This window comes from Caulobacter sp. 602-1 (assembly GCF_003931565.1).
In the GTDB taxonomy this organism is placed as follows: Bacteria; Pseudomonadota; Alphaproteobacteria; order Caulobacterales; family Caulobacteraceae; genus Caulobacter.
This window is the reverse complement of the sequence record NZ_RRYI01000003.1, coordinates 317,222-331,180: the sequence shown is the minus strand read 5'-3', so window position 1 is coordinate 331,180 and position 13,959 is coordinate 317,222. Positions and strand designations below refer to the sequence as shown.

Below are 13,959 nucleotides of genomic sequence, written 5' to 3'. Positions count from 1 at the left end.
CAGTTGCGCGCTGTCAAAGGTTTCCCGTGCCTTGAGCGTGCAGATGCCCGGTCCGGGTGTCTCGTCGGACAAGATAAGCACGCAAGCCTTCACCTTATCGCCCTCACGCGGTTGCGCCTGCGAAATAGCGCTCCTATAACCCGGCCACATTTCAGAAAGCCGTCGTCGAGACCGGGCCCTCATGAACATCCACGAACATCAAGCCAAAGCCGTACTCGCCGAGTTCGGCGCCCCCGTGCCGCGCGGCTTCGCCGCCTTCACCCCGGATGAAGCCGCCGCCGCCGCCGAAAAGCTCGGCACGCCGGTCTTCGTCGTGAAGAGCCAGATCCACGCCGGTGGCCGCGGCAAGGGCAAGTTCGAGGGCCTGGGCCCCGACGCCAAGGGCGGCGTTCGCGTCGTCAAGTCGGTCGAAGACGTCCGTACGAACGCCGAGGAAATGCTCGGCCGCGTGCTGGTGACCCACCAGACGGGCCCCAAGGGCAAGCAGGTCAACCGCCTCTACATCGAAGAAGGCGCGGCGATCGCCAAGGAATTCTACCTGTCGCTTCTCGTCGACCGCGCCTCGAGCAAGGTCTCGGTGGTCGCCTCGACCGAAGGCGGCATGGACATCGAGGACGTCGCTCACTCGACGCCCGAGAAGATCCACACCTTCACCATCGACCCGGCGACGGGCGTGTGGCCGACCCACCAGCGCGCGCTGGCCAAGGCCCTGGGCCTGACCGGCGGCCTGGCCAAGGAAGCCGCCGCGCTGCTGACCCAGCTCTATACGGCGTTCATGGCCAAGGACATGGCCATGCTGGAGATCAACCCGCTGATCGTGACGGCGGATGATCACCTGCGCGTCCTGGACGCCAAGCTGTCGTTCGACGGCAACAGCCTGTTCCGTCACCCGGACATCAAGGCGCTGCGCGACGAGAGCGAAGAAGACCCCAAGGAAATCGAAGCCAGCAAGTACGACCTGGCCTATATCGCCCTGGACGGCGAAATCGGTTGCATGGTCAACGGCGCGGGCCTGGCCATGGCCACCATGGACATCATCAAGCTGTACGGCGCCGAGCCGGCCAACTTCCTGGATGTCGGCGGCGGCGCCAGCAAGGAGAAGGTCACCGCGGCCTTCAAGATCATCACCGCCGATCCGGCCGTGAAGGGCATCCTGGTCAACATCTTCGGCGGCATCATGCGCTGCGACATCATCGCGGAAGGCGTCATCGCCGCCGTGAAGGAAGTCGGCCTGCAGGTTCCGCTCGTTGTCCGCCTGGAAGGCACCAACGTCGAACTCGGTAAGAAAATCATCTCGGAAAGCGGCCTGAACGTCATCGCCGCCAACGACCTGTCTGACGGCGCCGAAAAGATCGTCGCGGCCGTGAAGGGTGCTCGCTAAATGTCGATCCTCATCGGTTCTGAAACCAAGGTCATCTGCCAGGGCATCACCGGCGCCCAGGGCACGTTCCACTCCGAACAGGCCATCGCCTATGGCACCAAGATGGTCGGCGGCGTCACGCCCGGCAAGGGCGGCCAGACCCACATCGGCCTGCCGGTGTTCGACACGGTCGGCGAAGCCAAGGAAGCCACCGGCGCCGACGCCTCGGTGATCTATGTCCCGCCGCCCTTCGCGGCCGACTCGATCCTGGAAGCCATCGAAGCCGAGATCCCGCTGATCATCTGCATCACCGAAGGCATCCCGGTGCTGGACATGGTCAAGGTCAAGAAGGCGCTGCAAGGCTCGCGTTCGCGCCTGATCGGCCCGAACTGCCCGGGCGTCCTGACGCCCAACCAGTGCAAGATCGGCATCATGCCGGGCTCGATCTTCTCGGCCGGTTCGGTCGGCGTCGTGTCGCGTTCGGGCACCCTGACCTACGAAGCCGTGTTCCAGACCACCAATGCGGGCCTGGGCCAGACCACGGCCGTCGGCATCGGCGGCGACCCGGTCAAGGGCACCGAGTTCATCGACGTGCTGGAACTGTTCCTGGCCGACGAAGCCACCAAGTCGATCGTCATGATCGGTGAAATCGGCGGCGCGGCCGAAGAAGAAGCGGCGCAGTTCCTGAAGGACGAAGCCAAGCGCGGCCGCAAGAAGCCCATGGTCGGCTTCATCGCCGGCCGCACGGCCCCTCCCGGCCGTCACATGGGCCACGCCGGCGCCATCGTTTCGGGCGGCAAGGGCGGCGCCGAGGACAAGATCGCGGCGATGGAAGAGGCGGGCATCCGTGTCTCGCCGTCGCCGGCCAAGCTGGGCGAGACCCTGCTGGAAGTCCTGAAGGGCTAACTAGACACCGAAACCCCGCCTCGCGCGGGGCCCAGGTTTTTTGCGACCGCCAGTCGACGATCCGAAAAAATCACCTGGGCCCCGCCGTTCGACGGGCGCCCGGGCGATTGAGAGACTATATTTACGGGCTTGCGATAGCGCTCCCGTAAGCAAGCGGATCTAAGGCGACAACGATGGCGGACGACGCAGGCATCATCAACCAGGTCTTGACCGAGACCAGCTTCCTCTACGGCGCCAACGCGGCGTTCGTGGAAGACCTCTACGCCCAATGGGCGGAGAACCCCGGATCGGTCGAACCCTCGTGGAACGCCTTCTTCGCCAGCCTCGCCGAGCAGGCCGACCAGGTTAAGCGCGCCGCGCAGGACCCGGCCTGGACGCCCAAGAAGGTGGCGACCGTCCGTCCGGACTGGCTGTCGGCCCTGGACGGCCAGTGGGCCAGCGTCGCCCCCGCCGTCGAAGCCAAGGTCGCCAAGGCGATCGAGGGCAAGGCTCCCGGCTCGTCCGCCGAAGCCGTCCGCGCCGCCACGCTGGACAGCCTGCGCGCCATCATGATGATCCGCGCCTACCGGATGCGCGGTCACCTGGCCGCCAATCTCGACCCGCTGGGCCTGGATCCGCCGAAGGACGCCAGCGAGCTGGACCCGGCCACCTACGGCTTCTCCGAGGCCGACTACGACCGCCCGATCTTCCTCGACTTCGTGCTGGGTCTGGAGACCGCCACGATCCGCGAGATCCTGTCGATCCTGCGTCGCACCTACTGCGGCAATGTCGGCGTGCAGTACATGCACATCTCCGACCCGGCCGAGAAGGCCTGGCTGCAGGAGCGCATCGAGGGCCGCGACAAGGAAATCACCTTCTCCAAGGAGGGCAAGGTCGCCATCCTGAAGAAGCTGATCGAGGCCGAGGGTTTCGAGAAGTTCCTGCACAAGCGCTTCCCCGGCACCAAGCGCTTCGGCCTGGACGGCGGCGAGGCCATGGTCCCGGCCATGGAGCAGATCATCAAGCGCGGCGGCGCGCTGGGCGTGAAGGACATTGTCCTGGGCATGCCGCACCGCGGTCGCCTGAACGTGCTGGCCGCCGTGATGGGCAAGCCCTACCACGTCATCTTCCACGAGTTCCAAGGCGGCTCGTCGGTGCCTTCGGACGTCGAGGGCTCGGGCGACGTGAAGTATCACATGGGCGCCTCGTCGGACCGTGAGTTCGACGACAACAAGGTCCACCTGTCGCTGACGGCCAACCCGTCGCACCTGGAAATCGTCAACCCGGTCGTGATCGGCAAGGCCCGCGCCAAGCAGGCCTTCCTGCTGCGCGAGACCCCGGACGCGGGCCGCGGCCATGTGCTGCCGCTGCTGCTGCACGGCGACGCCGCCTTCGCCGGCCAGGGCGTGGTGGCCGAGTGCTTCACCCTGTCGGGCCTGAAGGGCTACCGCACGGGCGGCACGATCCACTTCATCGTCAACAACCAGATCGGCTTCACCACCAGCCCGCGCTACTCGCGTAGCTCGCCGTATCCCAGCGACATGGCGCTGATGGTTGAGGCCCCGATCTTCCACGTGAACGGCGACGATCCGGAAGCCGTCGTCTTCGCCGCCAAGGTGTCGACCGAGTACCGCCAGAAGTTCGGCAAGGACGTGGTCATCGACATGGTCTGCTACCGTCGCTTCGGGCACAACGAAGGCGACGATCCGACCATGACGTCGCCGATCATGTACGCCAAGATCAAGGGCCACCCGCCGACGCGTGAGCTCTACGCCAACCGCCTGATCGGCGAGGGCGTGATCAGCCAGGAAGAGTCGGACGGCTGGGTCAGCGACTTCGAGAAGTTCCTCGACGCCGAGTTCGACGCCGGCAAGACCTACAAGGCCAACAAGGCCGACTGGCTGGACGGCAAGTGGGCCGGCCTGACCCTGCCGGGCGACGAGGATCGCCGCGGCAAGACGGCCTTCCCGAAGACCCGCCTGCTGGAGATCGGCCGGCAGATCACGACGATCCCGGACCGCATCGACGCTCACAAGACCGTCAAGCGCGCCATCGACAACCGCCGCGAGGCGATCGAAAAGGGCGAGGGCATCGACTGGGGCACCGCCGAGCACCTGGCCTTCGCCACCCTGCTCGACGAGGGCTATCCGGTCCGCCTGTCGGGCCAGGACTCGGTGCGCGGCACGTTCACCCAGCGCCACTCGGACGTCATCGACCAGAAGACCGAAGAGCACTACACGCCGCTGAACAACATCCGCGCCGGCCAGGCCCACTATGAAGTGATCGACTCGGCCCTGTCGGAAGAGGCGGTGCTGGGCTTCGAATACGGCTTCTCGCTGGCCGACCCGAACACCCTGACCCTGTGGGAAGGCCAGTTCGGCGACTTCGTGAACGGCGCCCAGGTGGTCATCGACCAGTTCATCAGCTCGGGCGAGCGCAAGTGGCTGCGGATGAGCGGCCTCGTCATGCTGCTGCCGCACGGCTACGAAGGCCAGGGCCCCGAGCACAGCTCGGCTCGCCTGGAGCGCTTCCTGCAGTCGTGCGCGGAAGACAACATGCAGGTGCTGAACTGCACCACGCCGGCCAACTACTTCCACGCCCTGCGCCGGCAGATGCACCGCGAGTTCCGCAAGCCGCTGATCGTGATGGCCCCCAAGAGCCTGCTGCGCCACAAGCGCGCCGTCTCGAACCTGGACGACTTCGCCGAGGGTTCGGGCTTCCACCGCGTGATGGTGGACGGCGCCGAGGCCGGCTGCGACGTCGGCGGGATCACGCTGAAGAGCGACGACCAGATCAAGCGCGTCGTCCTCTGCTCGGGTAAGGTCTATTTCGACCTCGTGGACCATCGCGCCAAGACGGGCCGCGACGACGTCTATCTGCTGCGTCTGGAGCAGTTCTATCCGTGGCCGATGAAGTCGCTGATGAACGTGCTCGGTCGGTTCAAGAACGCCGACCTGGTCTGGTGCCAGGAAGAGCCGAAGAACATGGGCGGCTGGACCTTCGTCGATCCGTGGCTGGAGCTGACGCTCGACAAGCTGGACATCAAGGCCAAGCGCGCCCGCTATGTGGGTCGTCCGGCCTCGGCGTCCACCGCCGCGGGCCTGATGAGCCGCCACCTGAAAGAACTCGAGACGTTCCTCAACGAGGCCTTCGCTTAAGCGTCGGACTTCGTCTTTAATTTCGCCGGACCAAACAAGAGAGACCTGGAAAGCCCCATGGCCGACATCATGACCCCCGCCCTCGGCGAATCCGTCACGGAAGCGACGGTCGCCCGCTGGACCAAGAAGGCCGGGGAGGCCGTGAAGAAAGACGAGATCCTCGTCGAGCTGGAGACCGACAAGGTCAGCCTCGAAGTGGCCTCGCCCGCCGACGGCGTGCTCTCGGCCATCGGCGCCGAAGAAGGCGCGACGGTCGTTCCAGGCACGGTCCTGGGCGTGGTGACCGAAGGCGCGACTGCTGCGGCCGCTCCGGCCGCCGCTGCTCCCGCCCCGAAGGCCGCCGCTCCGGCGCCCGCGCCGACCCCGGCTCCGGCCGCTGCTGCTCCGGCCCCCGTCGCCGCAGCCCCGGCCGCCGCGCCGCTCAGCCCGGCGCCGGCCCGCGTCGCCGCCGAGAACAACCTCAACCTGTCGAAGGTCGCGGGCACCGGCAAGGACGGTCGCGTGACCAAGGGCGACGCCCTGGCCGCTCTGGAAGCCCGCGCCGCGGCTCCGGCCCCGGCCGCCGCTCCGGCCGCGCCGCGTCCGATCCATGAGCGCGAGGAACGCGTGAAGATGACGCGCCTGCGTCAGACGATCGCCCGTCGCCTGAAGGAAGCCCAGAACACCGCCGCCATGCTGACGACCTTCAACGAGGTCGACATGAGCGCGGTGATGGCCCTGCGCGCCCAGTACAAGGACATCTTCGAAAAGCGCCACGGCGTGAAGCTGGGCTTCATGTCCTTCTTCACCAAGGCCGTGGTGGCCGCGCTGAAGGCGATCCCGGACGTCAACGCCGAGATCGACGGCGCGGACATCGTCTACAAGAACCACTACGACATCGGCGTCGCCGTCGGCACCGACAAGGGCCTGGTGGTTCCGGTCGTCCGTGACGCCGACGCGCTGAACCTGGCCGAGATCGAAAAGGCCATCGGCGTCCTGGGCAAGAAGGCCCGCGACGGCCAGCTGTCCATCGAGGACATGCAGGGCGGCACCTTCACGATCACCAACGGCGGCATCTACGGCTCGCTGATGTCGACCCCGATCCTGAACGCGCCGCAGTCGGGCATCCTCGGCATGCACGCGATCAAGGAACGCGCCATGGTCGTCAACGGCAAGATCGAGATCCGTCCGATGATGTACCTGGCCCTGTCCTACGATCACCGGGTCGTCGACGGCGCCGGCGCCGTGACCTTCCTGGTCAAGGTCAAGGAAGCCCTGGAAGACCCGCAGCGCCTGCTGCTGGACCTCTAAGAGACTTTGAGAAGCCCGCCCTTACCGGCGGGCTTCTTCGCTTCAAGCGCGCCAGGCGAAAGTGTGTGCGGTTTCGCCGCCCGGTGCGCGCTGCTCAAAGAGGCCCTGGCGTTCCGCGCCGGGGCCGTTTGCTTTGCGGGAGGCCGCCATGGCCAAGGACACCCTCTATCTGCTGCCGATGGGCTTCGACAAAGAGGGCCAGCAACGCTTCTGTCCCGACTGCGCGATGATGGAAGGCTACCTGGCCGCCTATCCGCGACTGCGCGACGTCCTAGACATCGTTCGCGTCGACTACGTCCGGCCGCGTCCGGCCCTGGTCGAGCGCCTGGGCGAAGCGCATCAGAACGCCCCGACCCTGATCCTCAGCGACGCCGCGCCGGACGCCGGCCCGTACGGCGAGATTCAGTCGGCCAACGGCCTGTCGTTCCTGAGCGACGCGCGACCGATCACGCGCTGGCTGGCGGCGAAATACGACCTGCCGGCCCCGCTCTAGCGGCTGGCCTTCAGCACCGCCGCGCCCAAGGCCGCGTAGTCGCGGTTGAAGTGGTGGTCGCCGGGCAGACGGACCTTGGCGACCTCGCTGTCGGGCAGGCTGGCGCAGATGTCGGCCTTTTCCTGGTCGCCGTAGACGCACGTGATTTTCAGGCCGTTCAACGCCGCGATGGCGGGGCGGACGGGATAGGAGTCCGGCGTGGCGATGTTGAGCCAGCTGGTCGGATGGAACTGCAGGTCGCCGTTGGGGCCCGCGCCGATCAGCACCAGGCGGCCGATCTGGCCGCGGACGTCGGCGGGCAGTTGCGGGATGATCGCCGGCAGGGCGTCGGCCCCGAACGAGTAGCCGATCAACGTCACCTTCGAGCGGCCCCAAAGGCGCTCGTACGACCGCAGGGCCTGGGCCAGGTCCGCGGCGGCGCCGGCGGGCGAGCGCTTGGTGGTGAAATAGCTCAGCGAATTGACGCCCAGCGTCGGCACGCCGTTGTCGGCCAGATATTGGGTCACGCCCTGATCCAGGGCCGCCCAGCCGCCGTCGCCCGAATAGAACACCGCCAGCGTGTCGCCGGCCTTGCCGCTGGCGACCGGGATCTGGTCCAAGCCAGACGCCGAGGCGGCGAGGGGCGCCGTGGCGCCGAGCAAGATGGCGGCGAGGGCGGCGATGAGGCGGGCGCGTGGGGTCATGCTGCTATGACGCCACCGACCCGTGGCGTTCTCCGGGCGCGCTGATGTCAAGCTTGTGGCGGTCCCCGCGGCGAGGTGTCGCGGCGGGTTTGGACGAACCGACCATTCTCCTTGGTTTTCAAGGCCGCGCGCGTCGAAAGCGGGTTCCGTTTTGGGCCGCATGCCTCTAAGGAACACGCGCCTCCAGAGGTCTGACAATATGGCCGGCGAGGCCCTATATTTTGTCCGGCGCCGCTTCCGGCGCGTCCTTGAGGCGGTAGACCCATGGCTCAGTACGACGTCGTCATCATCGGTGGCGGTCCCGGCGGCTACAACGCCGCGATCCGCGCGGGTCAGTTGGGCCTGAAAACCGCGATCGTCGAGTCACGCGGCAAGCTGGGCGGCACCTGCCTGAACGTCGGCTGCATGCCGTCCAAGGCCCTGCTGCACGCCTCGGAGATGTACGCGGCCGCGACCGGTCCCGAGTTCGCCAAGCTGGGCATCGAGGTCAAGCCGAAGCTGAACCTGCCGCAGATGATGGCCCAGAAGGCCGAGAGCGTCGAAGCCCTGACCAAGGGCGTCGAGTTCCTGATGAAGAAGAATAAGGTCGACTACGTGAAGGGCTGGGGCCGCATCGACGGTGTTGGCAAGGTGGTCGTGAAGGCCGAGGACGGTTCGGAAACCGTGCTCGAGACCAAGAACATCGTGATCGCCACCGGCTCGGAGCCGACGCCGCTGCCGGGCGTGACGATCGACAACAAGCGCATCGTCGACTCCACCGGCGCCCTGTCGCTGCCGGAAGTGCCCAAGAGCCTGATCGTCGTCGGCGCCGGCGTCATCGGCCTGGAGCTGGGTTCGGTTTGGAAGCGCCTGGGCGCGGAAGTCACCGTCGTCGAGTATCTGGACCGCATCCTGCCCGGCACCGACACCGAGGTCGCCAACGCCTTCCAGAAGATCCTGACCAAGCAGGGCTTCAAGTTCTCGCTGGGCGCCAAGGTGACCGGCGCCGAGGCTTCGGCCAAGGGCGTCAAGCTGACCCATGAGCCGGTCGCCGGCGGCGCGGCCGCGACGATCGAGGCCGACTATGTGCTGGTCGCCATCGGCCGCCGTCCGTTCACCCAGGGCCTGGGCCTGGAGACGGTCGGCATCACGCCGGACAAGCGCGGCATGATCGCTAACGACCACTTCAAGACCGGCGTCGGCGGGATCTGGGTGGTCGGCGACGTGACCTCGGGTCCGATGCTGGCCCACAAGGCCGAGGACGAGGGCGTGGCCTGCATCGAGCTGATCGCGGGCAAGGCCGGCCACGTGAACTACGACATCATCCCGGGCGTCATCTACACCAGCCCCGAAGTCGCCACGGTCGGCAAGACCGAGGAGGACCTGAAGGCCGCGGGTGTGGCCTACAAGGTCGGCAAGTTCCCGTTCCTGGCCAACAGCCGCGCCAAGATCAACCACGAGACCGACGGCTTCGTGAAGATCCTGGCGGACGCCAAGACCGACCGTATCCTGGGCGCCCACGCCGTCGGCCCGAACGTCGGCGACATGATCGCCGAGGTCTGCGTGGCCATGGAGTTCGGCGGCGCCTCGGAAGACATCGCCCGCACCTGCCACCCGCACCCGACCCGCTCGGAGGCGATCCGCCAGGCGGCCATGGGCGTCGAAGGCTGGACGATGCAGGCGTAACGCGCCCTTACGATAGTTGATACCCACGTTCATCAATCGGACGTAGAGTGGCGGGGTTCCTTGGGAGCCCCGCCATGCTTTTGTCCGCGTTGACCCTCGCCGCTGCTTTGCAGTCCATGCCGTCCGCCGAGTTTCCGGCCACGCCGCTGGCCAAGCCGCCGATCAAGGCGCGGCCGCACCATGCGCCGCCCGAGACCTTGCTGAGCGATAGGCAAGTCGAGGCCTGGAAGGCTCGTCTAAATCGCATCGCCCACTGCGGCGCCAACGGTCTTCAGAACGCCCAGGGCGCGCCGGACGAGGCCTTCGCTTCGCCCAAGGCGCTGGCCCGCCGGCAGGCGGTGAAGGCCACGCGATTGGGCGATTTGCCGATGGCCAACCATACGCTGACCGTACTGCGCACGGAGGACGGCTGCCCCGTCTCCTCGACCGTCCGCTTCAACGTCGGACGCTGATCGCCCCGAATGAAAAAGCCCCGCCGGCGGACCGGCGGGGCTGTACGCTTTTCGAGGGGAGGAACGCCCGCGAGGGGAGCGGGCGGGTACGCTTACTAAGCTTGTTGGCCGTTGGGCCGGTCTCAGAACTCTTCCCAGTCGTCGCTGGCGCCGACGGCCTTGGCCAGCTTGGCCTGGGCGGCGGCGACGGGGTTGACGCCCGGACGGCTGGTGGCTGTGGCGACGGCCGGACCACGGCTCGGGGCCGGAGCCGCGGGACGGGGCGCGGGGGCGGCCGGGCGGTGCGTCGGGCGCGTTGAGCTCTTGATGGCGTGCGTCGCCGCGCCGCCGACGCGGAAGCGGCTGATCATCTGCATCAGGTTGCCGGCCTCGCCCTTCAGCGAGTGGCTGGCCGCGGTCGATTGCTCGACCATGGCGGCGTTCTGCTGGACGGTTTGGTCCATCTGGTTGACGGCGGCGTTGACCTGGTTGAGGCCGGTGGCCTGCTCCTGGCCCGAGGCCGCGATCTCGCCGACCAGGGCGTCGATCTCGCCGACCTTGCCGACGATGGCTTCCAGGGCTTCGCCGGTCTGGCCGACCATGCTCACGCCTTGGTTCACCTGCTGGCTGGAGGTCGAGATCAGGGTCTTGATCTCCTTGGCCGCGTCGGCCGAGCGCTGGGCCAGGGCCCGCACTTCCTGAGCGACGACCGCGAAGCCGCGGCCGGCCTCGCCCGCGCGAGCGGCTTCGACGCCGGCGTTCAAGGCCAGGAGGTTGGTCTGGAAGGCGATCTCGTCGATGACGCCGATGATCTGGCTGATCGACTGAGACGACTTTTCGATCTCGTTCATGGCGTCGACGGCGTTGCGGACCACGACGCTGGAGCGTTCGGCGTCGGTGCGGGTCGAGCCCACGACCTTGGCGGCTTCCAGGGCGCCGGCCGACGAACGCTTCACCGTGGCGGTGATCTCGTCAAGGGCGGCGGCGGTTTCCTCCAGGCTGGCGGCCTGCTGCTCGCTGCGGCGCGACAGGTCGTCGGCGGCCGAGGCGATCTCGTCCGACCCCGCGCCGATGCTGTTGGCGGCGTGGACGATGGTGCCCATCGCCTCTTCCAGCTGCGCGATGGCGCCGTTGAAGTCGTTCTGCAGGCGCTTGTAGGCCTCGGGGAACTCCTGGTCGACGCGGTAGGTCAGGTCGCCGTCCGACAGGCGGTTCAGACCCGTTGCGATGGCTTCCATGACGAAGGCCTGCTCCTTGGCGGCGGCCTCGGCGATCTCCTGGTTGCGTCGACGCTCGGCTTCCGTCTCGGCGTTGGCGCGCTGTTGGGCGGCCTCTGCGGTGCGCAGGGCCAGGGCGTTGTCCTTGAACACCTGGACCGAGCGGGCCATGGCGCCGACCTCGTCCTTGCGCTCGGCGCCCTTGACGTCGACGTCGACGCTGCCCTGGGCCAGGACTTCCATGGTCTTGGCTGTGGCGGCCAGCGGGGCGGCGATCTTCTTGGCGCCGATCCACAGGGCCAGCACCAAGGCGGCGCCGGCCGCGATCAGGCCGAACAGGATCGAGAACACGGTGCCGGCGGCGGCTTCCTTGGAAGCCTTTTCGACCATCTTCTTGGTCTCGGCGGTGTGGGCGTTGGTGTAGGTGTTGACGTCCGCGGTCAGCTTGGTGATCTGGGGGTCGATCTCGACCATCACCATCTTGGCCGCGTCGTCCATGTCCTGCTGGCCGAGGTCCGCGCCGCTGCGGGCGCTGGCGTAGATTTTGTCGAGGCGCGCCTTGTAGCCGTCAACGGTCTTGGTCGCGCTGGGCTCGGCCTGCTTCACGCCGGCCAGCAGTTCGGTGGCTTGCTTGTAGGCCCTGTCCAGATCCGCGCTGGCGGTGTTGCTCTCGGTCGAGCCGCCATCATAGGCGATCGTGCGGTAGGCCGAGTAGCCGATCGTCGCGACGCGGCGGCTGAACCGGGCGATATTCAGTTCGGCGGGCGCGCGCTGTTCGACCAGGATCTTGGTGTTGACCTCGACCTTGCGCGCCTGCAGAGCGCCGAGCCCGACGATCACCACGGCGATCAGAGTCAGGATGACAGCGGGCAGGGCCACCTTCGTGGAGATCTTCAGATCATCGAACTTCATCGGAGCCTCATGGCGGCGCGCTTCTTGCACCCAGGGGGAGCGCGTGTTTTCACGTCTAGAAGACCGTACCCGCGTAAAATCGGGGTTAATGCCCAGCTTAAATCGAGTTTCGCGACTTTCCGCCGCAGCGGTCGCGCGCGAGGTTCAGGCCTTCGGATGGGCCGCCGCGTAGGCGGCCAGCAGGCCAGCCGCGTCGACCTGGGTGTAGCGCTGCGTCGTCGATAGCGAGGCGTGGCCCAGCAGATCCTGGATGGCCCGCAGGTCCGCGCCCGCGCCCAGCAGATGGGTGGCGAAGGCGTGGCGGAAGGCGTGCGGCGTCACTCTATCGGAGAGGCCGAGACGTCCGCGCAGGGTCTGAACAAGGGCCTGGACGTGGCGCGGCGACAAAGGCCCGCCGCGCTTGGCCCGGAAAAGGGGCTCGTCCGCGGTCAGCACGAACGGCAGCTCATCCAGATAGACGTCGACGGCGGCGCGGACGGCGTCCAGCACCGGCACGATGCGGGTCTTGCCGCCCTTGCCGGTGATGCGGATGGCCTGCCCTAGCGGGGCCTGGGCGAAAGTCAGGGAGAGCGCCTCGCTGATCCGCAGGCCGCAGCCCCACAGCAGGGTCAGCACCGCTTCGTCGCGAGCGGTCTCCCAGGGCTCGCGCTCGGTGTCTTCGGCGGCCTGCGTGATCAGGTCGCGGGCCTGGTCCTCGGAGACGGGCCGGGGCAGGCCGATCTTCAGGCGCGGGCCGCGCACCAGCTCGACGGCGGCGTTGGCCACGCCGTGGCGCTGGTCCAGATAGCGGTGGAAGGCGCGGATCGACGACAGGGCCTGGCTGATCGAGCGGGGGGCCAGGGCGTCTTCACCCAATTCCCCCTGTCCCTGGCGGCGGAAGGCGAGATAGCCGCGCAGGTCGGCGGCCGAGATCTCGCCCATGGCCGACAGGCTCACCGCCTCGCCCCGATGGCGTTCCAGGAAGTTCAGATAGGCCAGGACGTTGTCGCCATAGGCCCGCACCGTGCGCGGCGAGGCCCGGCGCTCCAGCGTCAGGTAGTCCAGCCAGGCGGCGTAGGCCTGGCGAGCGCTCCCGACGCCCGAGGTCACAACACCGGCCAGCGTTCGGCGGTGCGCTCGACCACGCGGGCCAGGAAGTTGACCAGCTCCGTGCCCATGTCGGGGGTGAAACCTTCCGGGTCGGTCGAGCCGAAGGCCACCAGGGCCTCGCGGCGCGGCTCCCAGATCGCCATGCGGACCAGGGCCATGCTGCGGATGGTCTCGGCCTTGTCGCCGAACAGCGGCAGGGCCGGAGCGAAGAAGCCCATGCGGGCGATCGGCGCCTCGCCCAGGATCATGTCGACCTGACCCTCGGCCAGGACATGCCAGCCGGCCGGCACGCGGTGCGGGCCTTCCAGGGCGATGGTCCCGGCGGCCAGACCGAAGCGCAGCTGGGTCATCTCGTCGACGCGGCGGGCGAGATCGGAATGGTTGCGGGCGTCCAGCAGGTCGATGACCGCCGCGTGGGTCTGGGCCTGGGCCGAGTAGTTGGCGCGGGCGTTTGCCTCGATCGCCTGGCGGACGCTGGCCTCCCGCCTGTGGGCGGCGGCGGCCCGGGCCAGGGCGCGCGGACCGAAGTCGACGACATTGGCCGCGTCCACCCGCAGGCCCAGCTCGCCCAGCAGGTCTTCGTCGTGGCGCAGGAATTCCGGCTGGACGCGCAGGAAGTCGCGCACGCTCTCGGCGTCGACCGGTTTCCTGCTGGCGTTCGTCGCGTCGCTCATCGTCGTCCCCACGGTAAAAAGCACTCCCTCCAGATGAAGCGGGCAAGACGGTTAATGTCCGCTTGATGACGACCTCGTCGGCTGCTCTCGACCTGGGGACGG

General features: G+C 67.7%; 11 protein-coding genes. 7 read left to right on the top strand and 4 right to left on the bottom strand.

The window, feature by feature from the left end:
* The first annotated feature begins 181 nt into the window (after window positions 1-181).
* The 5 genes from sucC (at window position 182) to EIK80_RS10460 (ending at window position 7,186) form a co-directional block, all read left to right on the top strand.
* Window positions 182-1,381, top strand: a complete 1,200-nt coding sequence (gene sucC / locus EIK80_RS10480) for an ADP-forming succinate--CoA ligase subunit beta (protein ID WP_125156929.1) — start codon at window positions 182-184, stop codon at window positions 1,379-1,381.
* The gene (sucD, locus tag EIK80_RS10475) at window positions 1,382-2,266 is read left to right on the top strand and encodes a succinate--CoA ligase subunit alpha (RefSeq protein WP_125156928.1); all 885 of its coding nucleotides are present in this window, start codon (window positions 1,382-1,384) and stop codon (window positions 2,264-2,266) included. It begins immediately after the preceding gene.
* Window positions 2,267-2,439: 173 nt separating this feature from the next.
* Window positions 2,440-5,403 (top strand): 2-oxoglutarate dehydrogenase E1 component, encoded by a 2,964-nt coding sequence (locus EIK80_RS10470; RefSeq protein WP_125156927.1) that lies wholly within the window; start codon window positions 2,440-2,442, stop codon window positions 5,401-5,403.
* A 57-nt stretch (window positions 5,404-5,460) separates the two neighbouring features.
* On the top strand, window positions 5,461-6,693 hold the full coding sequence (gene odhB, locus EIK80_RS10465) for a 2-oxoglutarate dehydrogenase complex dihydrolipoyllysine-residue succinyltransferase (RefSeq protein WP_125156926.1): 1,233 nt from the start codon (window positions 5,461-5,463) through the stop codon (window positions 6,691-6,693).
* Window positions 6,694-6,841: 148 nt separating this feature from the next.
* Complete coding sequence (locus EIK80_RS10460) at window positions 6,842-7,186, top strand: DUF3088 family protein (protein WP_125156925.1); 345 nt, start codon at window positions 6,842-6,844, stop codon at window positions 7,184-7,186.
* On the opposite strand, the gene EIK80_RS10455 is transcribed toward EIK80_RS10460, so the two are convergent.
* Window positions 7,183-7,869, bottom strand: coding sequence for an AcvB/VirJ family lysyl-phosphatidylglycerol hydrolase (locus tag EIK80_RS10455; RefSeq protein ID WP_125156924.1), 687 nt, complete (start codon window positions 7,867-7,869; stop codon window positions 7,183-7,185). The two genes, EIK80_RS10460 and EIK80_RS10455, sit on opposite strands and share 4 nt — an antisense overlap.
* A gap of 264 nt (window positions 7,870-8,133) precedes the next feature.
* Here EIK80_RS10455 and lpdA point away from each other — a divergent pair, with 264 nt between their 5' ends.
* Both lpdA and EIK80_RS10445 read left to right on the top strand, forming a co-directional pair.
* Entirely contained in the window at window positions 8,134-9,534 is a 1,401-nt protein-coding gene (gene lpdA, locus EIK80_RS10450; protein ID WP_125156923.1) for a dihydrolipoyl dehydrogenase, read from the top strand.
* A gap of 74 nt (window positions 9,535-9,608) precedes the next feature.
* Window positions 9,609-9,986, top strand: coding sequence for a hypothetical protein (locus EIK80_RS10445; RefSeq protein WP_125156922.1), 378 nt, complete (start codon window positions 9,609-9,611; stop codon window positions 9,984-9,986).
* Between the two features lie 122 nt (window positions 9,987-10,108).
* On the opposite strand, the gene EIK80_RS10440 is transcribed toward EIK80_RS10445, so the two are convergent.
* The 3 genes from EIK80_RS10440 to EIK80_RS10430 all read right to left on the bottom strand — a co-directional run bounded on the left by EIK80_RS10440 (window position 10,109) and on the right by EIK80_RS10430 (window position 13,857).
* The gene (locus tag EIK80_RS10440; RefSeq protein WP_125156921.1) at window positions 10,109-12,094 is read right to left on the bottom strand and encodes a methyl-accepting chemotaxis protein; all 1,986 of its coding nucleotides are present in this window, start codon (window positions 12,092-12,094) and stop codon (window positions 10,109-10,111) included.
* A 144-nt stretch (window positions 12,095-12,238) separates the two neighbouring features.
* The gene (locus tag EIK80_RS10435; RefSeq protein ID WP_125156920.1) at window positions 12,239-13,183 is read right to left on the bottom strand and encodes a tyrosine recombinase XerC; all 945 of its coding nucleotides are present in this window, start codon (window positions 13,181-13,183) and stop codon (window positions 12,239-12,241) included.
* Complete coding sequence (locus EIK80_RS10430) at window positions 13,180-13,857, bottom strand: DUF484 family protein (protein ID WP_125156919.1); 678 nt, start codon at window positions 13,855-13,857, stop codon at window positions 13,180-13,182. The genes EIK80_RS10435 and EIK80_RS10430 overlap by 4 nt, the downstream gene beginning before the upstream one ends.
* Window positions 13,858-13,959: the final 102 nt, after the last annotated feature.